The sequence below is a fragment of the Pseudomonas sp. HLS-6 TE3448 genome (genome assembly GCF_053629555.1).
This window is the reverse complement of the sequence record NZ_JBRJIO010000001.1, coordinates 3,179,591-3,202,781: the sequence shown is the minus strand read 5'-3', so window position 1 is coordinate 3,202,781 and position 23,191 is coordinate 3,179,591. Positions and strand designations below refer to the sequence as shown.

The window sequence follows — 23,191 nt, the reverse complement described above, 5'->3', positions numbered from 1 at the left end:
GAAAAGTACCTGCCCTGTGCGGCGACGTTCGGTGTCAACCCTCCGAATGCCACAGGCCACCCCAGGCAGGCTGGCATCGTTTAAAGGAATTACACAATGATCCCAAGAAATGTAATCAACGCGTCGGTAAGTCCCAAAGGAAGCCTGGAAACGCTGTCCCAGCGCGAAGTTCAGCAATTGAGCGAAGCCGGCTCGGGCAGCATCTACCAACTGTTCCGCCAGTGCACGCTGGCCATCCTCAACACCGGCGCCCACGTCGATAACGCCAAGACCATTCTCGACGCCTTCCAGGATTTCGAAGTCCGTATCCACCAGCAGGACCGTGGCGTGCGCCTGGAGCTGATCAACGCACCCGCCGGCGCCTTCGTCGACGGCGAAATGATTGCCAGCACCCGCGAAATGCTCTTCAGCGCCCTGCGAGACATCGTCTACACCGAGAACGAGCTGGACAGCCTGCGCATCGACTTGAGCAGCTCCCAAGGCATCACCGACTACGTCTTCCACCTGCTGCGCAACGCCCGCACCCTGCGCCCTGGGCTCGAACCGAAAATGGTCGTGTGCTGGGGCGGTCACTCGATCAGCACCGAGGAATACCAGTACACCAAGAAGGTCGGCCACGAACTGGGCCTGCGTAAACTGGACATCTGCACCGGCTGCGGCCCCGGCGTGATGAAAGGCCCGATGAAAGGCGCCACCATTGCCCATGCCAAGCAGCGCATGAACAGCGGACGCTACCTGGGCCTGACCGAGCCGGGCATCATCGCTGCGGAAGCCCCCAACCCGATCGTCAACGAACTGGTGATCCTGCCGGACATCGAGAAGCGCCTTGAGGCCTTCGTCCGCGTCGGCCACGGCATCATCATTTTCCCGGGCGGCGCCGGCACGGCCGAAGAGTTCCTCTACCTGCTCGGCATCCTCATGCACCCGAACAACCAGGACCTGCCATTCCCGGTCATCCTCACCGGGCCAAAGAGCGCCGAAGCCTACCTGCACCAACTGCATGCGTTCGTCGGCGCAACCCTGGGTGAAGCGGCACAGCGTCACTACCAGATCATCATCGACGACCCGGCCCAAGTGGCACGGCAAATGACCGAAGGCTTGAAGACCGTCAAACAGTTCCGCCGCGAACGTAACGACGCTTTCCACTTCAACTGGCTGCTGCAGATCGACGAAGGCTTCCAACGCCCGTTCGACCCAACCCACACCAACATGGCCAACCTGAAGCTGAGCCGTGATATACCGCCGCACGAACTGGCGGCCAACCTGCGCCGTGCCTTCTCCGGCATCGTCGCGGGTAACGTGAAGGACAAAGGCATTCGTCTGATCGAAGAACACGGCCCGTATGAAATCCACGGTGACGCGGCAATCATGCAGCCGCTGGACCGCCTGCTGAAGGCCTTCGTCGAGCAGCACAGGATGAAACTGCCGGGCGGAGCGGCGTACGAGCCGTGCTACCGAGTCGTGACCTGACCGTTAGAACCTCTACCCCCCTATCGCCGACAAGGCAGGCGTCTACACCTGCGTCGCAGGAGCCCACCTTGTAGGCGATGCTTTCCGTTCTCTGAGGGCTCGGTCGCTAACGCCAGTAACCCCAAATCCTGTCAGATCCATTGCTTGGATACCCTTCCTAACCCCGATAACCTTATACAGTCGCTGCAAATTCAGTGACCGGGCGTCGCGGCCCGAATAGCAAAAGGCGCTACAGCGCCCCACCAACACAATTCCAGGCGCTTTTTTTGTGCCCGTTTTCTGAGTAATGGCGGCTGTGCGTGGGAGACCTTCGGGTCTGCCGAGTTCCTTTTGCCTCGGTCCGCGAACCTGCGTACAGCTGCCACCCTATCGTTTCGCGGCGATAGCTGGCAGCTCCATTGCAAAAGGAGTTCACCATTCAAAAAGTCGTTCCCGATCCGCCCCCACCTGTACCCTGCAAAAAACCGCCAGCGCTACTTTCGGCTCCTGCGAAGGTGGTCACGACCCGCTATTCAGCGTCCGTCCTTGCATCAATGCCGAAGATGCCCTGATACACCTATCCATTTTTCTACGTTCCGCCTACGCCGCCAACGCAAAAGCCTGTGAGGTGGTCGACAACCAAACCCTCAGCGCACTCTGGTCCACCCTCACCAGCATTGAGATGGCGCTCGGATTTTTTGATGTGGTGAACAGCAAATGAACCTGCTTCAGATTCCGACAATGACCACCACTTGACCGAGCAACCCCACACGGCAGGTGAACGCTTCGGATTGGTTTCGTCATCAACAGCTCTGTCGCCCGGTCAGCTCAGCCAAGGTGCTGGACACATGATGCAGGTTCTTGCTGGCCCCTTCAGTGCGGCGCACGCTTTCCTGATTGCTCGCGGCAATCGCCACCAGCTCGCACAGGTTGCGCGAAATATCTTCCGTGACCAGTGTTTGCTCTTCAGCGGCCGTGGCGATCTGCTGACTCATATCGCGGATGGTCTGCACCGCGCCAGTAACGCCACTGAGAATTTCGCCGGCCTGCCGCACTTGCTCGACGCCATTCTCGCTGCTGCGCTTACCACTTTCGATCGCTTGCACCGCGCGCTCCGCGCCCTTTTGCACGGCATCAATAATGGTATTGATTTCCGCCGTTGACTGCGCCGTACGCTGCGCCAGGTTACGCACCTCATCCGCTACGACGGCGAAGCCTCGGCCTTGTTCGCCGGCTCGGGCGGCTTCGATAGCCGCGTTAAGCGCAAGCAGGTTGGTCTGCTCTGCAATACTGTGGATCACCGCCAGCACTTCGCCGATGCGCCCACTGTCGGCTTCCAGGCGATGGATAACGCTGGCCGTACCGGTGATTTCGTCGCGAATGTCATTGATGCTCTTGACCATGCCGAGCATGGCCTTCTCGCCCTGCTGAGTGGCGTTCTCGGCATCGTCAGCGGCACGGGCTGCCTGTGCGGTATGGCTGGCGACTTCCTGGGCCGCAGAGGCCATTTCTTGCATCGCAGTCGCCACCTGATCGGTACGCAACCCCTGATTTTCAACACCCTGCCCCAACTGGCTGGCGATGGTCTTCAATTCGTCACTGGCGGTATCCAGTTGCCGGGTGCCGTGTTTCAGGCCGGCGAAGGTGTCCGAGAGCACGTCATGCAGCGCGTCGGTCGCCTTCGCCAGACGCCCCAGCTCATCGCCTCGGTGACTGTTGATCCGCTGACCAAAATGACCTTGGCTGAGCTGGACGATAGACGCCATCAGACCACGCAATGGTGTGATCAGGTTGCGGTTGATCAACCACATGCCAAACAGCCACGTCAGCACACTGACCAGCAACAGCGCCAGGGTACCGACCCAGCCAATACGCTCGGCATGGGCATCGACCTGCCCAAGTTGGGTCTGGGTGTCTTGATAGAGCTGCTCCACCAAGGCGTCCATCTGCTCACTGACGGGCCGATCCATGCCGTTGTCCACACCATTGGTCGCGACGGCGTCGTGACGCTCACGATACTGATCGCCGAATACCTGATGTGCGCTGAGTAGGTCATTGACCTTGGCCTTTAGCGACAGATCCATATCCAGCGCCAGCACGTTGGCCAAGCACTCCCTAACCTTGCGTTCTTCAGTTTCAAACACGGCCAGGCCACGCTCTGCGCTACTGAACGCCTGAGATTGGCGTTTGAATGCAAGGCTGGCTTCATTGACATACTTCGATGCCTGGGCAGAGCGCGTCAGCAACGCGTTGTAGGTATTCAGGCTATTAGCGAAAAGGCTGAAACACACCAATGCTGAACACAGCACCAGCATCAGGCCGACGCCCAGCAGCGTCAGCATTTGCGTGCGCAAGGAATACTTAAAAAACATAGCATTGGCTCTCTTCATACGCTGAGGACATGAGGCGTGTGAAGCGCCATTGGCAGGCAATCGAGGATACCTCGACATGCTGGGAAGCAACGCAAGTGATGGTCATAGCAATTGGACCCTCTTATAGTTATCGAACCATACGAGGCCCCGGAAGCAATTAATATGCCACTATTTTGGCGCTGAATTTCCGTTGTTTTCGTGCGTTTTACTCACTACTTCTCGCAGAAATGACCCATTTGCCCGGCGTTGCGACATCGACTGCAGAAATGTGTTCACAGAAGTCTTCGCCGTGTTTGAAATTCTCACGGGCAGGCGCGTCTGGTTTGCGCGCAAAAAAACGGGCAGCGCTTGCGCACTGCCCGTTCATTCGTACCGTCAGCCAATCGGCTCGTTATCGCGAGGCTTACTCGACAGCGACAGCACCCGAGGCGTTGCCCACCCCGTGCTCGCGAACCGGGGCGCGGGCAGTCGAGATCTGCGGCAACAGCGACCCCAGCAGCATGCCCAGCCAGCTGAACAGCAGCCCGGCCAGTTGCGGTGGCCAGAAGTCAGCATCGGTATGGGTGTATTCCAGCCACAGCCAGGACGCCATGCCCAAACCCATCGAGGCCAGAGCCCCCTGAGTGGTGGCGCGCTTCCAGAACAGGCCTGCGAACAACGGCACCGCAGCGGCAACCAAGGTCACTTTGTAGGCATTGCCCACCATCTCGTAGATGCTGGCATTGGAGAACAGTGAGAACAGGCACGTGACCATGGCGCACACCAGGATGGTCAGGCGCATGGCCAGCAGGAACTGCTTGTCGTTCATGTCGGGCAAAAAGCGCTTGAGCACGTTCTCGGTAAAGGTCACCGACGGCGCCAGCAGTGTGCCAGAGGCGGTGGACATGATCGCCGAAAGCAGCGCACCGAAGAACATGATCTGGGCGAACAATGGGGTCCGCTCCAGGATAAGGTGCGGCAGGATCATCTGGGCATCTTCAGCCAGCCATTGCTGAACCATCGCCGGATCAATCATCGAGGCCGCGTAGGTCAGGAAAATCGGCAGCATGCAGAAGGCCAGGTAGAAACAGGCGCCTGCCATCGATGCGCGCGCTGCGATGTTCTCGGTCTTGGCCGACATGACCCGCGCATAAACGTCCTGCTGCGGAATCGAGCCGAACATCATGGTCACCGCAGCACCGATGAAGGCAACGAAGTCCTTCGGCTCGAAGCTGTGCATGAAACTGAACTTGCCTTCGTTGGCCGCATGGGAAATGACCGCAGCAGGCCCGCCCGCCATGTCACCGATCAGCCAGGTCAGATAAACCAGGCCGGCGACAATGATCAGCATCTGCATGAAGTCTGTCAGCGCAACCGACCACATACCGCCGAACAAGGTGTAAAGCAGCACGATCACCGCGCCGATCAACATGCCCTGGGTGGTGCTGATGGCGCCGTCAGAGAGCACGTTGAACACCACACCCAGTGCGGTGAACTGTGCGGCAATCCAGCCAAGGTAGGAGAGGATGATCACAATACTGGTGATCATTTCCACGTTCGGGCCAAAGCGCTTGCGGAAGAAGTCACCGAGCGTCAGCAGGTTCATGCGGTAGAGGGGGCGGGCGAAAATCAGGCCGACCAACATCAGGCAGCCAAAGGAACCGAAAGGGTCCTCGATAATGCCGGCGAAACCTTCCTGGATGAAGGTAGCAGGTATCCCCAATACGGCCTCAGAGCCGAACCAGGTGGCGAATACCATCGCGGCGACCAGCGGGAAGGACATGCTGCGACCACCGGCAGCGAAGTCCCTGGAGTTTTTCACGCGAGTGGACGCGTAGAAACCGACACCTACCGTGAGCAGCAGATAAAGCGCAACAAACCAAATCAGCATTTGTACTTTCCGTTGGCTCGTCCGACACCGGGCTGACGAGCATGGCTCGTGCAGGGGCAGCGCGACTGACTATGTTGTTTTTGTTTGCGTATCGCAGGCGGCACGACGGCTCATCTGTAACCAGCACGAGGAAATCGTAACCACTTATGACAACGGCTTTGCAGTCTGCCAAAGCCGTTAAATATGTCAAACAATTACCGCTGGAATTTGGATAAAAAAAGACGAAATGCGACGTTTTTTTGGGTAAAGCGGATTTTTGTGGCTTAAAAGACACCTTCCCCACCGCCGCCAGTCGATTATTTTAAACATCCGAAAGCGCCAGACTGTTCACCTTCCCTGTCTACTATGAATCCCATACTGAAAACCTATTGGCTGGCGCCACCGTCAGGTTCCACGCTGATTTGACGGATAACCGGACATCACAGGAGAGCATCATGTCTAACGAAGCAACCTGCCCGTTCGCGGGCGGCGCTCGCAAACCCACCACAGCCGGGGCACCCTCGAATGCCGACTGGTGGCCTGATCAACTCAACCTGAAAATCCTCCACTCGCACGCCCCCCAGGCCAATCCCCTGGGCGAAGCCTTCAACTATGCCGAGGCGTTCAAAAGCCTCGACCTGGATGCGGTGATCAAAGACCTGCATGCCCTGATGACAGACTCGCAGGCATGGTGGCCTGCCGATTACGGCCACTATGGCCCTCTGTTCATCCGCATGGCCTGGCACAGCGCAGGCACCTACCGTATCGCTGACGGGCGCGGTGGCGCAGGGGGTGGTGCGCAACGCTTTGCGCCGCTCAATAGCTGGCCTGACAACGGCAACCTCGACAAGGCACGGCGGTTGCTTTGGCCGATCAAGCAGAAGTACGGCAACAGTCTCTCCTGGGCTGACCTGATGGTGCTCGCGGGTAACGTCGCCCTGGACTCGATGGGCCTGAAGACTTTCGGTTTCGGCGGTGGACGTGTCGATATCTGGGAGCCCGAAGACGACATCTATTGGGGGCCGGAAGGCAAGTGGCTGGCAGACGAGCGCTACAGCGGTGATCGCGAACTTGAAAACCCGCTTGGCGCGGTTCAGATGGGCCTGATCTACGTGAACCCGGAAGGCCCGAATGGCAACCCGGACCCGCTCGCGGCAGCACGGGACATTCGTGAGACGTTCGCCCGCATGGCCATGAATGACGAAGAGACCGTGGCACTGATCGCCGGCGGCCACACCTTCGGCAAAGCCCACGGCGCCGCCGATCCAAGCCAGTATGTAGGCCCCGAGCCGGAAGCCGCGACGCTCGAAGAACAAGGCCTGGGCTGGAAAAACACCTTTGGCAGCGGCAACGGCGCCAACACCATCACCAGTGGGCTGGAAGGTGCCTGGACCACCAACCCGGTGAAATGGGACAACAACTACTTCGAGAACCTGTTCGGCTACGAGTGGACGCTCACCAAGAGCCCTGCCGGTGCCCACCAGTGGACGCCCAAGGAGGCCTCTGCCGCCGGTACCGTACCGGACGCACATGACCCGACGAAAACCCACGCACCGATCATGTTCACCACCGACCTTGCACTGATCATGGACCCGGTGTACGCGCCGATTTCAAAACGCTTCCACGCAGACCCTCAGGCGTTGGCCGAGGCTTTCGCCAAAGCCTGGTTCAAGCTGACCCACCGGGACATGGGGCCTGTTTCTCGCTACCTGGGCCCGCTCGTCCCCCAGGAGCCCCTGCTCTGGCAAGACCCTGTTCCAGCGGTGGATCACCCACTGATCGGGGAGCAGGACATTGCAACCCTGAAAGCCCGGCTTCTGGCATCCGACCTTTCGATCGCGCAACTGGTTACGACGGCATGGGCATCGGCCGCCACCTTCCGCGGTAGTGACAAGCGTGGTGGTGCCAATGGGGCGCGCATTCGCCTGGCGCCGCAGAAAGACTGGGCGGTCAACCAACCTGCTGAATTGGCGCAGGTGCTACACACACTGACGGCGATCCAGCAGGACTTCAATAACGCCCAGGCCGGTGGCAAGAACGTCTCGCTGGCCGACCTGATCGTGCTGGGCGGCTGCGCAGCCATAGAAGCTGCGGCGAAACGGGCTGGCCATGAGGTGACCGTGCCGTTCTCACCCGGGCGTACCGACGCATCGCAGGAGCAGACCGATGTGGCGTCCTTTGCCGTGTTGGAGCCCAGCGCCGACGGTTTCCGTAACTACCTGCGCAGCGGGCTTGAAGAATCGGCAGCCGAGCTGCTGCTGGACCGGGCGAACCAACTGACGCTCAGCGCCCCGGAGATGACGGTGCTGATCGGTGGCCTGCGCGCCCTGAACTGCAATGTCGGGCAGGTTGCGCACGGCGTGTTCACTCAGCGGCCTGAAACACTGACCAATGATGTCTTCGTGAACCTCCTCGACATGAACACGACCTGGCAGAGATCCGCTGCAACTGAAGGTGTACTGGAGGGGCGTGATCGGTCGACGGGTGCCCTCAAATGGACAGGCACTGTCGTTGACCTGGTGTTCGGTTCAAACGCACAGCTGCGGGCCATTGCCGAGGTCTACGCCAGCCGCGATGCAAAGCCGCTGTTCGTGCGTCATTTCGTGGCAGCCTGGAACAAGGTGATGAACCTTGATCGTTTCGACCTTGCCTGATTGCGGCCAGGCGGCCCATGGTCGCCACTGCGTGAGCAGGCCACCCTTACCGGCGTGACGGTAAAGGGTGGCCTGCGCCTACCAGCATCAAATCCAGGTTCTGCACGGCAGCGCCGGCAGCGCCCTTGCCCAGGTTATCGAACACGGCCGCCAACAGCACCTGCCCCGCAGGTTCGTTTTCCAGGACGATCAAGCGCAATTGATCGGTACCATTGAGTGCCTGCGGATCCAGGTGTGTGAGTGCCTTGGCCTCATGCATCGACATGACCTGCACGTACTGCGCACCGGCATAATGCTGCTGCAGGCACGCGTGTAACTGCCGCGCATTCGTGCCCAGAGCCAACAACCGAACCTGCAAGGGGATGGTCAGCACAATGCCTTGCCGAAACGCCCCATAGGCAGGCACAAACATCGGCCGCTCACTCAGGCCGCTGTGCTGTTGAATTTCCGGTACATGCTTGTGCGCCAGCGCCAACCCATACACCTGGAATGCCGGTGCGAGCGACGCGCTCTGCCCCTCATGCGCCTCCACCCCCGCGCGCCCTCTCCCGGAGTAACCCGATACGGCATGCACGCTGATCGGGTAGTCCGCGCCCACCAGCCCCGCCTCTCGCAGTGGGCGCAACAAGCCTATCGCCCCCGTAGGGTAGCAACCGGGGTTGCTGACACGCCGCGCCGTCGCAATGCGCTGCGCCTGCTCCGGGCTCATTTCCGCGAAGCCATAGGTCCAGTCCGGGTGGGTGCGGTGCGCCGAACTGGCATCAATCACCCGTACCGCGGGGTTTTCGATACTCGCTACCGCGTCACGTGCAGCGTCGTCGGGCAGGCACAGGATCGCAATGTCACAGGCATTGATGGCCTCGGCGCGATGAGTTGCATCCTTGCGGTGTTCAGCACTGAGCGTGAGCAACCGCAGGTCGGTCCGACCGCGCAAACGCTGGTGGATCTGCAAGCCGGTGGTGCCTTGGTCGCCATCGATGAATACAAGAGGAGTGGTCATGAAGTGCTCTCGAACGTCAGAAATCAGCAGGCCTAATCTTCGATGCTGGCTTAAGATAGGAAAAGTTGAATTTCCAAACGATCACATTCAGTTTTTCTGACCAAGGAACCCGCCATGCGTGAAATCAGCCTGGACCGCCTGCGCACGCTGGTGGCGATTGCCGACCTGGGCTCATTTGCCGAAGCCGCTCGGGTGCTGAACCTTGCGCCACCCACGATCAGCTTGCATATCGCCGATCTGGAATCACGGGTTGGCGCCCGGCTGTTGTCGCGTACACGGGGGCGCGTTCAGCCATCGGCGATTGGCGAAACACTGGTGGAGCGTGCACGGCGTTTGTTGGCCGATGCCGAGCAAGCCCTTGAGGAGGTGCAGCGTCAGGTGCAGGGGCTGGCTGGCCGCGTACGGCTGGGTGCCTCGACCGGAGCCATCGCCCAGTTGATGCCGCAGGCGCTGGAAACCCTGAGCCAGCAGCACCCGGAGATCGACGTCCAGGTCGCCGTGCTGACCTCGCAAGAGACGCTGAAGAAACTGGTCGAAGGCACGCTGGACATTGGCCTGGTCGCGCTCCCGCAAACGGCAACGAAGGGCGTGCGAATCGAACCCTGGCGACGCGACCCGGTCATGGCGTTCCTGCCTGCGCGCTGGGCGTGCCCGGAGGTCGTCACCCCCGATTGGCTGGCCACCCAGCCCTTGATACTGAATGACAACAGCACACGGCTTTCACGCTTGACGTCCGAGTGGTTCGCCAACGACGGCCACCAGCCGACACCACGCATTCAACTGAACTACAACGACGCCATCAAAAGCCTGGTCGCGGCCGGTTATGGCGCAACACTGCTGCCCCACGAAGCCGACACGCCATTGCCCGATACGCGGGTGGTCATGCGGCCACTACAGCCCTTGTTGTGGCGCCAACTGGGCATCGCCCACCGTACCGGCGACGTTGAGCGACCTACGCAACACGTACTGGACGTGCTGTGGGCATTGAGGGCAGGCTAGCGTAACGCGTGCAGGGTTGTGCAGGCCTAGTGCTCGCTGCGCCATTGGCGCGGGCTGACGCCGAACCAGCGGCGGAAGGCGCGGGAAAATGCGCTGGTTTCCGAGTAACCCAGCAGTGGTGCCAGTTCGGAGATGTTCAGGTTTTGCTGCCCCAGATGCTGCAAGGCCAGGTCCTGGCGGATCTGATCCAGCAACTGGGTAAAGCTCAGGCCCTGCTCACGCAATTTACGCTGCAGCAACCAGTGCGGCAGTTGCAGTTGATCGGCAACGCTGTCCAGGCTCGGATCACCCTGTGGCAGCAGCGTGATGATGGCCTGGCACGCCTGCTCCAACAGATCCGGACCGGCGTTGGTTTCGCCCAGTTGCCGAATCGCATCCTTGACCAGCGTGAGCAATACCGGGTCATGGCCAGGCATGGCCTTGCCGGCGATTTCGCGCTTGGGAATCAAAATGGAGTTACAGGAGCGCTCGAAATACACCGGGGCGTCGAATACCTCACGGTGCTCATGCCAGTCTTGTGGCCGGGCGTGTTCAAAGGCGACTTCACGCGGTGCCCATTTCGGCCCAAGTACATGACGCACCAGGTTCATCGCCATGCCCATGGTCAGCTCGGCGTCCTGACGCCGCTGGCGGATAGCGCTGTGGTGGATCTGGTAATCGAAGCTGTAGCACTCGCCCTGATCAACCAGGCGGATCAAGGTACTGTGCTGGTGATAGGGAAAGGCCTGCGCAAAGTTGATCAGCGCGTCTTCCAGGGTGGCCGAACAGAGCCCCACATAGCCCAGCAGGCCAAGCGCCTGGGGTTGGAACTGCTCGCCGTAACGCAGGCCGAAATTATCGCACCCGGTCTGCTGCGCCGCCTCTTCCAATACCTGACAGTAGTTCGGCAAGGCCAGGCTCAAGGTCGGGTGCTGGAGTTGTTCCGGGTCGATACCGGCATGGCCGAACACCCGGTCCAGGTCACCGCCATGGTTGACGATAAAGGCATCCATACCAGTGGCAGCTGCCGAGAGCACACCTCGATTGTTCGCACGAGGGGCATTCAGGGGAGCCTGGGCAAGGGATGACTGGAACATGGCTGCTGTTACCGTGTGGAGAATGCGATCACCCCTTCAAGCAAATACCGTACCTTTGTGCATAAACGCTTTAGCACAGGATGTTGCCGGTGTGCCGACACCCCAAACTGCTACCCGAATACTCGGTGCAATGGGCAGTGTGTAGGCCGTGGCGCCTGCACCCGTTGCCGCTCGGTGACACTGAGCAGGGTGATTCCGGCCTGCCCCAAGTGAGGGCATGATCGGTGCCGTCCGCGCCATCCGTGCGCCTTTGGCGAAAGTTGACCGAATGCAATTATGGCCGTGCCGGTCGGTCAAGTCTTGAGCGCAGGCCTGTGGTTATGCTCCCAGCCAGGCATTTTTTCGGGTACACCTTCAAGGGGACATACCATGGCCGTATCACAACTAAAACCAACATTAGGCACCCTGCACCTCTGGGGTATCGCGGTCGGGCTGGTGATCTCCGGCGAATACTTCGGCTGGAGTTATGGCTGGGGCACCGCCGGTACGCTGGGCTTTCTGGTGACTACCCTGCTGGTCGCAGTGATGTACACCTGCTTCATCTTCAGCTTCACCGAGTTGACCACCGCCATCCCTCATGCCGGCGGCCCCTTTGCCTATAGCCTGCGCGCCTTTGGTGTGACCGGGGGGATGATCGCCGGGATGGCGACGCTGATCGAATTTGTCTTTGCACCGCCTGCGATCGCCATGGCGATTGGCGCCTACCTGAATGTGCAGTACCCCAACCTTGATCCGAAGGTAGCCGCGGTGGGCGCCTACTTTGTCTTCATGACCCTCAACATTGTCGGGGTGAGCATTGCCGCTACGTTCGAGCTGGTGGTCACCATCCTCGCCGTGCTGGAGCTGCTGGTGTTCATGGGTGTGGTCGCACCCGCGTTCAGCTTCAGCAGCTTTGCCCTGGGTGGCTGGGCCGGCGCCGACACCTTCAGCCTGGGCGCGCTGAGTGGCATCTTCGCCGCGATCCCCTTCGCCATCTGGTTCTTCCTGGCCATCGAAGGCGCCGCCATGGCCGCCGAGGAAGCGAAAGACCCGAAACGCACCATTCCGCGTGCCTACATCGCCGGCATCCTGACCCTGGTAAGCCTGGCCATCAGCGTCATGATCTTCGCCGGTGGCGTGGGTGACTGGCGCACACTGGCCAACATCAACGACCCGTTGCCGATGGCCATGAAGTCGGTCGTGGGCAACGATTCGACCTGGATGCACATGCTGGTGTGGATCGGCCTGTTCGGCCTGGTGGCAAGCTTTCACGGCATCATTCTGGGTTACTCGCGACAATTCTTCGCCCTTGCCCGCGCCGGTTTCTTGCCCAAAGGGCTGGCCAAGCTGTCGCGCTTCCACACCCCGCACCGGGCGATTCTGGCCGGCGGCGTAGTCGGTATCGCAGCCATCCTGAGCGACGGCCTGATCAACCTGCAGGGCATGACCCTGACTGCGGCGATGATCACCATGTCGGTGTTCGGCGCTATCGTGATGTACATTGTCAGTATGCTCAGCCTGTTCAAACTGCGTCGCAGCGAGCCCGACCTCGAGCGCACCTTCCGTGCCCCGGGTTACCCGGTGGTACCGGCCATTGCGCTGTTGCTGGCGGTGGTCTGCCTGGTGGCGATGGTCTGGTTCAACACCTTGATCTGCGGGATCTTCATTGGCCTGATGGCGATTGGCATGCTGTTCTGCGTCGCGGTACGTAGCCAGAACGCAGGCACCGTGGCACTGGCCAGCGAGTAAGGAGACACACCATGAGCTTCGTGCATACAGTCGCCGGCACGACCTGGCGTTTTGAAAGCCTAAAGCAATTGATGGCCAAGGCCAGCCCGGCGCGCTCTGGCGACTGTCTTGCAGAGATAGCTGCCACCAGTGACGCGGAACGTGCAGCGGCACAAATGGCCTTGGCCGATGTGCCCTTGAAGCGCTTTCTCAGCGAAGCCCTGATCCCCTATGAAGAGGATGAAGTTACACGCCTGATCATTGACAGCCACGACCCTGCGGCCTTCGCACCGGTCAGCCACCTGACGGTTGGTGGCTTTCGTGACTGGCTGCTGGGTGACGAAGCCGACGAAGCCAGCCTCAAGGCACTGGCGCCCGGCTTGACCCCAGAGATGGCGGCCGCTGTTTCAAAAATCATGCGCGTTCAGGACCTGGTGCTGGTCGCGCAGAAAATCCGCGTGGTGACGCGTTTTCGCAATACCGTGGGGCTGCGTGGGCGGATGTCCACGCGGCTGCAACCCAACCACCCGACCGATGATCCTGCTGGCATCGCCGCCAGCCTGCTCGACGGCCTGCTGTACGGTAATGGCGACGCCATGATCGGCATCAACCCGGCCACCGACAGCCTCAGCGCCATCAGCGAATTGCTGAAGATGCTCGATGGGGTCATCCAGCATTACGACATTCCAACGCAATCCTGCGTGCTGACCCATGTCACCTCCTCTGTGGCCGCAATTGAACGAGGCGTGCCACTGGACCTGGTGTTTCAATCCATCGCCGGCACCCAAGCGGCCAACAGCAGTTTCGGCATCAGCCTTGGCATTCTCCAGGAAGGCTACGAGGCGGGCCTGAGCCTGAAACGCGGCACCCTGGGTAACAACCTGATGTACTTTGAAACCGGACAGGGCAGCGCCCTTTCGGCCAACGCTCACCATGGTGTCGACCAGCAGACCTGCGAAGCTCGCGCGTATGCCGTGGCCCGGCATTTCAACCCGTTCCTGGTGAACACCGTGGTCGGTTTCATCGGCCCGGAATACCTGTACAACGGCAAGCAGATCATCCGTGCCGGACTGGAGGATCATTTCTGCGGCAAGCTACTCGGCGTCCCCATGGGCTGCGATATCTGCTACACCAACCATGCCGAAGCCGATCAGGACGACATGGACATGCTGCTGACCTTGTTGGGTGTGGCGGGGATCAACTTCATCATGGGCATTCCAGGTTCCGATGACGTCATGCTCAACTACCAGACCACCTCATTCCACGATGCCCTGTATGCGCGCAAGGCCCTAGGCCTGCGACCGGCACCGGAGTTTGAGGAATGGCTGGCCCGCATGGACATCCTGCAACAACGCGACGGCCAAGTGCGCCTGGGCAGCGGCGTACCACCGCTGTTTCGCAACGCCCTGGCACAGTTGAAGTAGAGGTAACGATGGACGATAACGCCAAAAGCCCAGCCCAGCCCGACCCCTGGCAACAGCTGCGCAACCTGACCCCGGCACGGATTGCCCTGGGCCGTGCAGGCACCAGCTTGCCCACGGCCGCACAACTCGACTTCCAGTACGCCCATGCCCAGGCACGTGACGCGGTGCACCTGCGTTTTGACCTGGCCGGTTTGGCAGCAGGCTGCGGGCAGAGCCTGGCCCTGCACAGCGCCGCGCCAGACCGGCACACCTACCTGCAACGCCCCGACCTGGGCCGGCGCTTGAACGAAGCGTCGGTGGCGCAACTGCGCGACTACGCCAAGGCTCAACCGGAAGGGGTCGACCTGGCCCTGGTGGTGGCAGACGGGCTGTCTGCGCTGGCGGTACACCGTCATGCCCTACCGATGCTCCAGCGTATCGAAGCACTGGCCAAGGATGAAGGCTGGAGCGTTGCGCCGATTTGCCTGGTCGAACAAGGCCGCGTGGCCGTTGCCGATGAAGTGGCTGAACGGCTCGGCGCACGCATGGTAGTGATTCTGATTGGTGAACGGCCCGGGCTCAGCTCGCCGGACAGCCTCGGGCTGTACTTCACCTATGCCCCACGGGTGGGTTTGAACGACGCATCGCGTAATTGCATCTCCAATGTGCGGCTGGAGGGGCTGAGTTACGCCATGGCCACCCACAAACTGGGTTACCTGATGCGCGAGGCCTGGCGGCGGCAGTTGTCGGGAGTGAACCTGAAGGACGAGGCGCAGATACCGGTGCTGGAAGGCACTGGTGAGGTTCGACCGGGGAATTTTCTTGTTTAGGTAACCGTCCGAGCGCTGGATCTGTGGTGCCTAGCCCGCTGAATACGCGGCGCTTGCATCGCGGGCAAGCCCGGCTCCTACAGGCTGGCGCAGGCCCTGTTGGAGCTGGCTTGCCTGCGATGACCTCGGCGCGGTGCCCGTGAGTTCGCGGCGTTTGCATCGCGGGCAAGCCCGGCTCCTACAGGCTGGTGCGGGCTCTGTTGGAGCTGGCTTGCCTGCGATGGCGTCGGTGGCGTATCCGCGAGTTCGCGGCGTTTGTATCGCGGGCAAGCCCGGCTCCTACAGGTTGCGCGGGCGCTGTTGAAGCAGGTTTGCCTGCGATGGCGTCGGTGGGGTGTCCATGAGTTCGCGGCGTTTGCATCGCGGGCAAGCCCGGCTCCTACAGGCTGCGTGGGCGCTGTTGAAGCTGGCTTGCCTGCGATGGCGTCGGTGGGGTGTCCGCGAATTCGCGGCGTCTGCATCGCGGGCAAGCCCGGCTCCTACAGGTTGCGCGGGCGCTGTTGAAGCAGGTTTGCCTGCGATGGCGTCGGTGGGGTGCCTGTGAGTGCGCGGCGTTTGCATCGCGGGCAAGCCCGGCTACTACAGCTGACGCGGGCCCTGTTGGAGCTGGCTTGCCTGCGATGGCGTCGGTGGGGTCTCAGCGAGTTCGCGGCGCCTGCATCGCGGGCAAGCCCGGCTCCTACAGCTGGCGCGGGCTCTGTTGGAACTGGCTTGCCTGCGATGGCGTCGGTGGGGTGTCCGTGGGTTCGCAGCGTTTGCATCGCGGGCAAGCCCGGCTCCTACAGCTGGCGCGGAGCCTGTTGGAGCAGGCTGGCCTGCGATGGCCTCGGTGGGGTCTCAGAGAGTGCGCGGCGTCTGCATCGCGGGCAAGCCCGGCTCCTACAGGTTACGTGGGCTCTGTTGGAGCTGGCTTGCCTGCGATGGCGTCGGTGGGGTATCCGTGAGTTCGTGGCGTCTGTATCGCGGGCAAGACCCGCTCCCACAGCTGACGCGGGCTCTGTTGGAGCTGGCTTGCCTGCGATGGCGTCGGTGGTGTGTCCGTGAGTTCGCGGCGTCTGTATCGCGGGCAAGCCCGGCTCCTACAGCTGGCGCGGGCTCTGTTGGAGCTGGCTTGCCTGCGATGGCGTCTGCATCGTTGGCAAGCCAACTCACACAGCGATTACGCTAGAAGGTGACGCTGGCGCTGATCCTGGCCGTACGGGGTTCGCCCACATTGACCTGCAACGCACTGCCGGTGCTCGATGGGTAGTAGTGCTTGTCAAAGAGGTTGTCGACGTTCAGTTGCAGGCGCGTCTTGTAGCCCGCCATCGGTACGTCCCAGCGCAAGAACGCATCCGCCACGGTGTAGCTGCTCATGTAGAACGTGTTTTCGTTGTTTCCGGCGCGGTCACCGACATAGCGAGCACCGCCGCCCGCATGCCAGTCACCCAGCCCCGCAGGCACCTGCAAGTGGTGGCTCAGGTAGAGGCTGGCGACGTGTTCAGGCGCCTGGCCCAGACGATTACCTTCATTCTGCGGGTCGTCAAGAATCTCGGTTCGGGTGTAGGCATAGGTGCCGATCATGTCCCAGCGCTCGGCAATGCGCCCGGTTACATCCAGCTCCAGACCACGGGAACCCACCTTGCCCGCCGCCTCGTTGATACCGGTTACTGCCGAAGGGGTCACAACGTTTTTCTTCTCGATGTCGAACAGCGCCAGGTTCAGGTTGAGGCCAGGCGCGAGGTCATACTTGGCACCGACTTCGTAACTACGCCCCTCTTCAGGATCAAAGGTATTGCCATTGTCGTCCACATCGTCATTGGGCACGAATGAACGGCTGTAGTTACCGTAAAGCGACAGGTCGTCGTTGACCTTGAAAACCACCCCCAGCATCGGCAGGAAGGTGGCGCCATTGCTGTCACGGTTCAACTTCCGCTTGCTGCCCAGCCCCTGTTCGCTGAACTGGTCGTAATGCTGATAACGGCCACCCAAGACCAGAATCCACTGATCGTTCAGGTGCCAATTGTCTTTCAGGTAGAGCGACGTGGAGGTCAGCTGATTGCTCAGGTTGCTGTCGGCCTGGCTGATGAGGCTTGGCTTATCCATGCCACCGTAAACCGGCAAATAGATATTGAAGTCTTTGTCCACGGCATTGCGGTAGGTCTTGCCGCGGAACTTGTCAGAGTCTTCCTGCTCGGCACCGATCAGCAGGTCGTGCTGTTGCCCCAGAAATACCTGCTGGCCAATGAAGTCCAGGCTGGCATAGCGGGTTTCGTAATCGTAGAGCCCACCATTGGCCCGGCGCTGCAGTACACCGCTGGCAGACAGTGCCGAGGGTTGGGCAATCGCCAGGCTGTAGCGGTCGTTATTCCAGCCGTAGGTCAGGCGGGTCTTCCAGGCATCGCTCAGTTGGTACTCAAACCGCGCCGTGGCAGTTTCGCTGATCCCCTCGGTTTTTGCCCAACGCTCATCCAGCCGCTTGTCATAGTCGACGCTGGCGGGATGCCCATCGACAAACACGGTGCCACGGTCAAACGGGCTCGTGTAATCGTTGTATTCGTAGGCCAGCGTGAGGCTGGCGCGCTCACCGGTCCAACTGAGCGATGGCGCGATGAGGGTATGCTGGTCGACCCCGTAGTTACGCCAGTAGTCCTCGCTCTGCCGCTCGGCTACCAGGCGATAGGCCAGGCCGGTATCACCCAGCGGGCCGGTGGTGTCCACCCCAAAGCTGCCACCACCTTCACTGAAGGCTGAGCCACTGAGCGTGGTGCTGCGCACGTATTGGGGTTGTTTGCTGATCACATTGATCACGCCGCCAGGCTCCATGGCGCCATACAGCAGCGAGGCCGGCCCCTTGAGGACTTCGACACGTTCGGTGGTGGCGCTGAAGTTGTGCGAGACCACCGAGCGTACCCCATCACGCAGGATGGAGCCGTCGTCGTTGGTGCCAAACCCACGCTTGACCAGCGAATCCTTGGTGTTGCCCAGGGTATTGCCCTGGCTGACACCACTGACGAACTTCATGGCATCGTCCAGCGAGCGAACGTTGTAGTCGGCAATGGTCTGCGGTGTCACCACGTTGACCGACTGTGCCTCGTCCTTGAGTGGAACGTCACTTTTGCTCGCCGTACTGGCACTGCTGGCACGGTAACCTTCTGCCGTGTCGGAAGCCTCGGCGGCGATCTGCGTCGCAGGCAGTGTGGTCTGTGCAGGTTCGGCAGCAGCCGGAACAGACAGCATGGCGCTGGTCAGCGCACAGAGCAGGAAGGGAGCGGAAGGTGAACGAGAAAACAGGTTGGATACGGCGTTCAAAGGCGATGCTCAAAGGGGTGTGAATGGCATCGATTTTAATTTGGTAATGATTCTCATGTAAATATTGCAAATGATTCAATGTGTTCATCGACAGCAAACCCGGCCCCTACAACAGGGTAGAAACCAGGCTCGGCAGTACGTGCCCTCAGGCGCGAGCGGCATCCAGCATGCCTTTCTCGACGATGAAGTCGATCACGGTATGCAGCCCATGCCCGGTCTTGAGGTTGGTGAACGCCCAGGGTCGCGCAGGGCGCATGCGCTGGGTATCACGCTCCATCACTTCCAGTGAAGCCCCCACGTAGGGTGCCAGGTCGATCTTGTTGATCACCAGAAAGTCCGATTTGGTGATACCCGGGCCACCCTTGCGCGGGATTTTTTCGCCCTCGGCCACGTCGATCACGTACACCGTAAGGTCGGCCAGTTCCGGGCTGAAAGTGGCACTGAGGTTATCGCCACCACTCTCGACGAAGATCACTTCCAGGTTGCCAAACTTACGCGCCAGCTCTTCCACTGCGGCAAGGTTCATCGAAGCATCTTCGCGGATGGCGGTATGCGGACAGCCACCGGTTTCCACACCAACAATACGTTCGGGGGCCAGGGCGCCCGCTTCGGTAAGGATGCGCTGGTCTTCCTTGGTATAGATGTCGTTGGTTACCACGGCAATCTCGTAATGGTCGCGCATCGCTTTGCACAGGGCTTCGAGCAATGCGGTCTTGCCGGAGCCGACCGGACCGCCGACACCAACGCGCAGGGGTTGCTTGTAGCTTTGCATGGCAGTTTCCTCAGGAGCGGAATAATCGGGTGTATTGGGTTTCGTGACGAGCCGAGGCGATGGCCAGCAACGGCAGGCCACCCCCGAGTTGCGCGTCAGGGAGTGTCAGGGCCGTGTCCAGCACGCCAGGCAGCTCGCCGCACAGGTCGCGTAGCAGGCTCTGGGCAGCCTGTTGACCGAAGGGCACCAGCTTGACCCCCGCCATCACCGCGCCTTCCAGCCAGGCGAAGCCGTGGCCGAGGGCAAGGTCACGTAACGGGATGCCCCAGTGCGCGGCCAGCCAGGCCATGCCGCCCAGTTGGGTCAGTTCCAGGCTCGGGCGCCATGCCGGCGCCTGACACAGTTGCCAGCCATCCAGCAACCGGGCCAGAGCCATGCCACGCTGGCGCTCTTCCAGCCGCAGCTCGGCGGTCTCGCGGTTGGCCAGCAGGAACTGGCTCCAGCGGGCGAACGCCGAGGCGTCGTCGTCACAGCAGGCCTGATACAGGCGCGCCAGCAGTGGCCAGTCGAGGTGGCCGAGGGTGTCTTCGAGCTGCTCACGCTGCCAGGCGCGAAAGCCTTCGGCACCGCATACCCAGCCCGCCTCCACCGCCCACTCCAGGCCTTGCGAGTAGGTGAAGCCACCCACCGGCAGGTTGGGGCTGGCCAACTGCAGCAGGCGCAGCAGCTTGAGATCGGTACTCATCAGCCGGCCAGCACCATTGCTGCACCCGCCAGCAAGCCTCCACCGAAGAGGTGTTGCAAGCGGCGATGGCGACGCAGCAGGCAACCGCCGACGAAGCCCACCCACAACAGCATGGCGCTGACGGCCACGAAACCGGCACTGAATACCCAGAAGGCACCAGGGCTGGCCTCGACCCCGTGGGCCCAGCCGTGGAACAGGGCAAACAGTGGCATGGCCAGGGCCAGCAAGCGCTGACGGCCCGGCAACAGCAGTGCGCCAGCCGCAACCAGCAACGAGCCGATGATCATGACTTCCATACCCGGCACACCACCCAGCAGATGGCCAAGCACGGCGCCACCCAACATGGCACTCAGGGTCAACAACGGCAGTGCCAGGGTGCGGCCGGTCAATGCGGCCAAGACACCGGTACCCAGCAGCATCAGCAAGTGGTCAAGGCCGGTCAGCGGGTGCAGCAGGCCGTCCTGCAGCGGGTGGGTGTCATGCCCCGGATGGGCGAAGGCCGGTAGCGCAATCAGCAGCAGTGCAAGGGCCAGGGTCTTTTTCATGGGGGTGCCTCCAGGTCGAGTTCAGGGGTGGGCGTGGCCGGGCACACGCACGAAGGGGTGGTCGTGGGCATGGCTATGGCTATGGCTATGCGGTGCGCTCTGGTAAGCGCCCGCCTCTGGCTCGAACGGCGCCGGCTCCCGGGCAACCTGCAAGCCCAGGCCTCGCACCATGTCGTCCAGCACATGGTCGTGCTGGTAGCGCAGCAAACCGGCTTCGATCTGCAATGGCACATGGCGGTTGCCCAGGTGATAGGCCGCACGCGCCAACAGCAACGGGTCGTCGCTACGCACCGTTGACACCTGCTCGGCAGCCGCCTGTACCCGAATCACTTCTGTGCCCTGCTCGTTTGCAAGCAACTCGCCACCGCGAATCAGCTGGCCACGTTCCAACATCAGGCCAGCCTCTCGGCCATCGTCCAGGGTGATGCGCACGCGGCTCTTGATGCGAGTGTCGAGAGCGAGGGTGACGGTGCCGCTGATTCGCGGCGCATCCGTTACCCGGTGGGTTAAGACAATCATGCTTGCTCCTTCAAAACAGGAAGTAACGCTGCGCCATTGGCAGCACACTGGCCGGTTCACACACCAGCAATTCGCCGTCGGCGCGTACTTCGTAGGTCTGTGAGTCCACCTCGATCGTTGGCTGCAGGCCGTTGTGCACCATGTCGCCCTTGCGCACACGACGACAGCCGCTCACCACGCCGATCAGGCTGCGCAGGCCCAGCGCCTGATCCACGCCTCGGTTTACCGCCGCCTGGGACAAAAAGGTCATGCGCGTGGCATGTCGGGCAGCCCCCAGGGCGCCAAACATCGGCCGGTAGTGAACCGGTTGCGGGGTCGGGATCGAACCGTTGATGTCCCCCATCGGCGCCATGGCAATCATCCCGCCCTTGATTACCAGCGACGGCTTGACGCCAAAGAACGCCGGCGACCAGAGCACCAGGTCGGCAAGCTTGCCGGCCTCGACCGAGCCCACCTCATGAGCGATGCCATGGGTGAGTGCCGGGTTGATGGTGTACTTGGCGATGTAGCGCTTGACCCGGAAGTTGTCGTTGCGGGCGGTGTCCGGCGCCAGTGGGCCGCGCCGCCGTTTCATCTGGTGGGCGACCTGCCAGGTACGCAACACCACTTCACCGACGCGGCCCATGGCCTGGGAGTCGGACGACGTCATCGAGAAAGCGCCCATGTCGTGCAGGATGTCTTCGGCAGCGATGGTCTCGCGGCGAATCCGCGATTCGGCGAAGGCCACATCCTCGGGAATACTCGGGTCAAGATGGTGGCAGACCATCAGCATGTCGAGGTGCTCATCCACCGTGTTGATGGTGTACGGCAAGGTCGGGTTGGTCGAGGATGGCAGCACGTTGCCGAAGGCAGCGGCGCGGATGATGTCCGGTGCATGTCCACCGCCCGCCCCTTCGGTATGAAAGGTATGGATGGTGCGATCACCGATGGCTGCCAGGGTGTCCTCGACGCAACCGGATTCGTTGAGGGTGTCACTGTGGATCGCCACCTGCACGTCGGTTTCTTCAGCCACGTTCAGGCAGCAATCGATGGCTGCGGGCGTCGAGCCCCAATCTTCGTGCAACTTGAGGCCCACGGCACCGGCCTCGATCTGCTCGCGCAGGGCTTCGGGCCGCGAGGCGTTGCCCTTGCCCAGCAGGCCGATATTGATCGGCAGCGCATCAGCGGCCTGCAACATGCGCGACAGGTACCAAGGGCCCGGCGTGCAGGTGGTGGCATTGGTGCCCGTGGCCGGCCCCGTGCCGCCACCAATGAAGGTGGTGACGCCAGAGGTCAGCGCCTCCTCGACCTGCTGCGGGCAGATAAAGTGAATGTGCGAATCGATGCCACCGGCCGTGACAATCTTGCCCTCGGCCGCGATGACTTCGGTGCCAGGCCCTACCGGCACGGTTACCCCCGGCTGCACGTCGGGGTTGCCCGCCTTGCCGATGCGCGCAATGCGGCCGTGCTTGACGCCGATGTCGGCCTTGACGATGCCCCAGTGGTCGATGATCAGCGCATTGGTCAATACCAGGTCCATTGCGTCTGCTGCGAGCATCTGGCCCTGGCCCATGCCGTCACGGATCACCTTGCCACCGCCAAACTTGACCTCTTCACCGTAGATCGTGAAGTCCTTCTCGACCTCCACCCACAGGTCGGTGTCGGCCAGACGCACGCGGTCGCCGACGGTGGGGCCAAACATGTCGGCGTAGGCCTGACGAGAAATTCGACTCATGCCCCTGCCTCCAGCTTGCCCATCACCCGCCCCTGAAAACCGTAGACCTCGCGTTTGCCGGCATATGCCACCAGGTTGACGGTACGCGACTGGCCCGGTTCAAAGCGCACGGCTGTACCGGCGGCGATGTCCAGGCGAAAACCACGGGTGGCTTCACGGTCGAATACCAACGCGTTGTTGACCTCATAAAAGTGGTAGTGCGACCCGACCTGAATTGGCCGGTCGCCGTGGTTCGCGACGCTGACACATAGCGCTTCGCGGCCTGTGTTGAGTTCGAGGTCGCCGTCGGCGACCAGTACTTCTCCGGGGATCATGGCGTTCTCCTG

Annotated in this window: 17 protein-coding genes; 6 read left to right on the top strand and 11 right to left on the bottom strand. The window is 61.4% G+C overall.

Annotated elements, in window-relative coordinates:
* The first annotated feature begins 96 nt into the window (after nt 1-96).
* Nucleotides 97-1,470: a nucleotide 5'-monophosphate nucleosidase PpnN gene (gene ppnN / locus AB7M23_RS14815; protein ID WP_454241163.1), complete on the top strand. Its 1,374-nt coding sequence runs from the start codon at nt 97-99 to the stop codon at nt 1,468-1,470.
* Between the two features lie 782 nt (nt 1,471-2,252).
* Here the strand turns inward: ppnN and AB7M23_RS14810 are convergent.
* Both AB7M23_RS14810 and AB7M23_RS14805 read right to left on the bottom strand, forming a co-directional pair.
* Nucleotides 2,253-3,821 carry a methyl-accepting chemotaxis protein gene (locus AB7M23_RS14810; RefSeq protein ID WP_454241162.1) on the bottom strand — a complete coding sequence of 523 codons (1,569 nt, stop codon included), beginning with the start codon at nt 3,819-3,821 and terminating at the stop codon, nt 2,253-2,255.
* Between the two features lie 403 nt (nt 3,822-4,224).
* Entirely contained in the window at nt 4,225-5,691 is a 1,467-nt protein-coding gene (locus AB7M23_RS14805; RefSeq protein WP_454241161.1) for a sodium:solute symporter family protein, read from the bottom strand.
* 434 nt (nt 5,692-6,125) lie between these two features.
* Here AB7M23_RS14805 and katG point away from each other — a divergent pair, with 434 nt between their 5' ends.
* Entirely contained in the window at nt 6,126-8,324 is a 2,199-nt protein-coding gene (katG, locus tag AB7M23_RS14800) for a catalase/peroxidase HPI (RefSeq protein ID WP_454241160.1), read from the top strand.
* A 46-nt stretch (nt 8,325-8,370) separates the two neighbouring features.
* On the opposite strand, the gene argC is transcribed toward katG, so the two are convergent.
* Nucleotides 8,371-9,324 carry an N-acetyl-gamma-glutamyl-phosphate reductase gene (argC, locus tag AB7M23_RS14795; RefSeq protein WP_454241159.1) on the bottom strand — a complete coding sequence of 318 codons (954 nt, stop codon included), beginning with the start codon at nt 9,322-9,324 and terminating at the stop codon, nt 8,371-8,373.
* Between the two features lie 114 nt (nt 9,325-9,438).
* On the opposite strand from argC, the gene AB7M23_RS14790 reads away from it, so the two are divergent.
* Nucleotides 9,439-10,323 (top strand): LysR family transcriptional regulator, encoded by an 885-nt coding sequence (locus tag AB7M23_RS14790; protein WP_065759547.1) that lies wholly within the window; start codon nt 9,439-9,441, stop codon nt 10,321-10,323.
* 26 nt (nt 10,324-10,349) lie between these two features.
* Here AB7M23_RS14790 and qhpR read toward each other — a convergent pair whose 3' ends face one another.
* The gene (gene qhpR / locus AB7M23_RS14785) at nt 10,350-11,399 is read right to left on the bottom strand and encodes an AraC-like transcriptional regulator QhpR (protein WP_065759548.1); all 1,050 of its coding nucleotides are present in this window, start codon (nt 11,397-11,399) and stop codon (nt 10,350-10,352) included.
* Nucleotides 11,400-11,768: 369 nt separating this feature from the next.
* Between qhpR and eat the strand changes: the two genes are divergently transcribed.
* The 3 genes from eat to eutC are packed head-to-tail and all read left to right on the top strand — an operon-like array spanning nt 11,769 to nt 15,339.
* Nucleotides 11,769-13,127 carry an ethanolamine permease gene (gene eat, locus AB7M23_RS14780; protein WP_065759549.1) on the top strand — a complete coding sequence of 453 codons (1,359 nt, stop codon included), beginning with the start codon at nt 11,769-11,771 and terminating at the stop codon, nt 13,125-13,127.
* 11 nt (nt 13,128-13,138) lie between these two features.
* Complete coding sequence (locus tag AB7M23_RS14775; RefSeq protein ID WP_102052554.1) at nt 13,139-14,530, top strand: ethanolamine ammonia-lyase subunit EutB; 1,392 nt, start codon at nt 13,139-13,141, stop codon at nt 14,528-14,530.
* 8 nt (nt 14,531-14,538) lie between these two features.
* The gene (gene eutC / locus AB7M23_RS14770; RefSeq protein ID WP_102052555.1) at nt 14,539-15,339 is read left to right on the top strand and encodes an ethanolamine ammonia-lyase subunit EutC; all 801 of its coding nucleotides are present in this window, start codon (nt 14,539-14,541) and stop codon (nt 15,337-15,339) included.
* 1,164 nt (nt 15,340-16,503) lie between these two features.
* On the opposite strand, the gene AB7M23_RS14765 is transcribed toward eutC, so the two are convergent.
* The 7 genes from AB7M23_RS14765 to AB7M23_RS14735 form a co-directional block, all read right to left on the bottom strand.
* Entirely contained in the window at nt 16,504-18,558 is a 2,055-nt protein-coding gene (locus AB7M23_RS14765; protein ID WP_454242178.1) for a TonB-dependent siderophore receptor, read from the bottom strand.
* Nucleotides 18,559-18,775: 217 nt separating this feature from the next.
* Nucleotides 18,776-19,402 (bottom strand): urease accessory protein UreG, encoded by a 627-nt coding sequence (ureG, locus tag AB7M23_RS14760; protein WP_065761775.1) that lies wholly within the window; start codon nt 19,400-19,402, stop codon nt 18,776-18,778.
* A 10-nt stretch (nt 19,403-19,412) separates the two neighbouring features.
* Nucleotides 19,413-20,087, bottom strand: a complete 675-nt coding sequence (locus AB7M23_RS14755) for an urease accessory protein UreF (RefSeq protein WP_454241158.1) — start codon at nt 20,085-20,087, stop codon at nt 19,413-19,415.
* The gene (locus AB7M23_RS14750; RefSeq protein WP_454241157.1) at nt 20,087-20,632 is read right to left on the bottom strand and encodes a HupE/UreJ family protein; all 546 of its coding nucleotides are present in this window, start codon (nt 20,630-20,632) and stop codon (nt 20,087-20,089) included. The genes AB7M23_RS14755 and AB7M23_RS14750 overlap by 1 nt, the downstream gene beginning before the upstream one ends.
* A gap of 21 nt (nt 20,633-20,653) precedes the next feature.
* Nucleotides 20,654-21,151: an urease accessory protein UreE gene (gene ureE, locus AB7M23_RS14745; protein ID WP_454241156.1), complete on the bottom strand. Its 498-nt coding sequence runs from the start codon at nt 21,149-21,151 to the stop codon at nt 20,654-20,656.
* A gap of 10 nt (nt 21,152-21,161) precedes the next feature.
* Nucleotides 21,162-22,865 carry an urease subunit alpha gene (ureC, locus tag AB7M23_RS14740; protein WP_454241155.1) on the bottom strand — a complete coding sequence of 568 codons (1,704 nt, stop codon included), beginning with the start codon at nt 22,863-22,865 and terminating at the stop codon, nt 21,162-21,164.
* Nucleotides 22,862-23,179: an urease subunit beta gene (locus tag AB7M23_RS14735; protein WP_454241154.1), complete on the bottom strand. Its 318-nt coding sequence runs from the start codon at nt 23,177-23,179 to the stop codon at nt 22,862-22,864. The genes ureC and AB7M23_RS14735 overlap by 4 nt, the downstream gene beginning before the upstream one ends.
* Nucleotides 23,180-23,191: the final 12 nt, after the last annotated feature.

Excerpts from the sequence above, each read along its gene's own strand:
- AB7M23_RS14765 (WP_454242178.1), bottom strand. The coding sequence starts at position 18,558 with ATGCTGTCTGTTCCGGCTGCTGCCGAACCTGCACAGACCACACTGCCT.
- AB7M23_RS14755 (WP_454241158.1), bottom strand. The coding sequence starts at position 20,087 with ATGAGTACCGATCTCAAGCTGCTGCGCCTGCTGCAGTTGGCCAGCCCC.
- ureC (WP_454241155.1), bottom strand. The coding sequence starts at position 22,865 with ATGAGTCGAATTTCTCGTCAGGCCTACGCCGACATGTTTGGCCCCACC.
- AB7M23_RS14735 (WP_454241154.1), bottom strand. The coding sequence starts at position 23,179 with ATGATCCCCGGAGAAGTACTGGTCGCCGACGGCGACCTCGAACTCAAC.
- AB7M23_RS14750 (WP_454241157.1), bottom strand. The coding sequence starts at position 20,632 with ATGAAAAAGACCCTGGCCCTTGCACTGCTGCTGATTGCGCTACCGGCC.
- qhpR (WP_065759548.1), bottom strand. The coding sequence starts at position 11,399 with ATGTTCCAGTCATCCCTTGCCCAGGCTCCCCTGAATGCCCCTCGTGCG.
- eutC (WP_102052555.1), top strand. The coding sequence starts at position 14,539 with ATGGACGATAACGCCAAAAGCCCAGCCCAGCCCGACCCCTGGCAACAG.
- AB7M23_RS14805 (WP_454241161.1), bottom strand. The coding sequence starts at position 5,691 with ATGCTGATTTGGTTTGTTGCGCTTTATCTGCTGCTCACGGTAGGTGTC.
- ppnN (WP_454241163.1), top strand. The coding sequence starts at position 97 with ATGATCCCAAGAAATGTAATCAACGCGTCGGTAAGTCCCAAAGGAAGC.
- AB7M23_RS14810 (WP_454241162.1), bottom strand. The coding sequence starts at position 3,821 with ATGTTTTTTAAGTATTCCTTGCGCACGCAAATGCTGACGCTGCTGGGC.
- AB7M23_RS14775 (WP_102052554.1), top strand. The coding sequence starts at position 13,139 with ATGAGCTTCGTGCATACAGTCGCCGGCACGACCTGGCGTTTTGAAAGC.
- katG (WP_454241160.1), top strand. The coding sequence starts at position 6,126 with ATGTCTAACGAAGCAACCTGCCCGTTCGCGGGCGGCGCTCGCAAACCC.
- argC (WP_454241159.1), bottom strand. The coding sequence starts at position 9,324 with ATGACCACTCCTCTTGTATTCATCGATGGCGACCAAGGCACCACCGGC.
- AB7M23_RS14790 (WP_065759547.1), top strand. The coding sequence starts at position 9,439 with ATGCGTGAAATCAGCCTGGACCGCCTGCGCACGCTGGTGGCGATTGCC.
- ureG (WP_065761775.1), bottom strand. The coding sequence starts at position 19,402 with ATGCAAAGCTACAAGCAACCCCTGCGCGTTGGTGTCGGCGGTCCGGTC.
- ureE (WP_454241156.1), bottom strand. The coding sequence starts at position 21,151 with ATGATTGTCTTAACCCACCGGGTAACGGATGCGCCGCGAATCAGCGGC.
- eat (WP_065759549.1), top strand. The coding sequence starts at position 11,769 with ATGGCCGTATCACAACTAAAACCAACATTAGGCACCCTGCACCTCTGG.